Below are 1529 nucleotides of genomic sequence, written 5' to 3'. Positions count from 1 at the left end.
ATCCGCTTGTAACGCCGAAACGTCTTCACCACCCGCCGAATCGACCACCCCGACCTGGCCTCCACCCACCGCGACACGGCAAGCGCCGCCAGCACCACCGACAAATGCGCCTGGATGGATTCCTCCGTACGATGAAAAATTGGGCGCGCTTGAAGATCATGCTTGGACATGCGGAAACTCTTCTCCACCTGCCAGAGCCGGTGATACGCCGCCACCACCTCACTGGCCGGTAACTCCACCAAATTCGTCACGTACCCCTTGATCCCTGCCAAGTCACGCTTACGGGCCGCGAGGTCCTCGTTCACGCTCTTGGTCGCGTCGGTGAGTTTCACGTACCTGTTCTTCTTCACCGACGCTTCACCAGCGACGACCTTGCGTGCTTTGACGAGCTGTTCCTCCACCCCCTTGATGGTGCGGCGAGCATAATCAGAGCGATACCGGTAATGAAACATTTGCTGCCGACGCTCTCCCGCTACCCCTTCGAATCGAGCCTGCGAGAACACCTGTTTGTCAGGAATTTCTTCTCCCGGGTGGTCGTCCCGCCACTGCTGAATCACCGCCGGCACTTGACTCACGCGAGCACCCAGAATGTACGACAGACCGGCCTCATCCAAGGCTTTCTTGTTCGCCTCTGACACCATCCCCGCATCGGCTACCACCGTAATATCGGTGAGGCCGTGAGCCTGCATAAACGACCTGATCACGGGCAACATGGTGTGAGTTTCAGCTTTGTTACCTTCGAACATGTGCGCCGCGAGCGGGAACCCCTGCGCGTCCGTGAGGAGCCCCAACGTGATTTGCGGTTCCAGACGACGTTCCTTGGAAAACCCAGGCACCCGCAGCTCATCCGCCTCGTCAGTCTCAAAATAGAGCGTAGTGACGTCGTACAACACGAGCGAAGATGGCCCGATACCCGCATGGTCCACACACGCCGCGGACAGGCCCTCACGAAACTCGCTCGTCGCGTACATCGGGAGCCTGCGCTTGAGCGTCGCATACGACATCGACGAGATGCCAGCCTCCGCCAGCACACGGATGGACTCGAGCTTGCTGGACGGCTCAATAATGCGAGCAAGCACCAGATTACGGAACACGTCACGGTCTTCCTGGTCAGTGACCTCGCCGAACTGGAGCTGATCGTAGGCGCGGGTGAGGATGTCCCAGAGGACCCCCATCCGGGTGTGCGTGATCGGCACTACCAACTCGGGTGGCGCGGTCTCGCCGAGATCAAATTCTTGCTGGCCGGCCGCCATACGCTGCCGCGCGGTTTGGAGGAGGAGTTCGTACTCGGCATCAGATTTCGCTGACCCGACATGCACCAGGTCGCGTTTCGTGCCTCGGCGCGAGTACACGATTTGCACTGCACGCGACCCCGATTTCGTCGTCACGGTGCGGATGAACGGAGCCATTTGACGATCCTACGACGTTCAGCACCCGAATTAGTGTCCCCCTAGCCGCGACCTGGAACTAGAAATCCCCGGTCACGAGCTTCCCGGGTTCACAAACCCCGAACCGTGAGCCAAGTCGGG

At 59.9% G+C, this 1529-nt stretch carries 1 protein-coding gene; it reads right to left on the bottom strand.

What is annotated here, in order from left to right:
• On the bottom strand, window positions 1-1409 hold a 1409-nt coding region (locus ACXR2T_RS15745), incomplete at its 3' end, for an IS1634 family transposase (protein ID WP_489945561.1).
• Window positions 1410-1529 lie beyond the last annotated feature (120 nt).

The sequence above is a fragment of the Leucobacter faecis genome (genome assembly GCF_054456635.2).
This window is presented reverse-complemented; position numbering and strand designations above follow the sequence as displayed.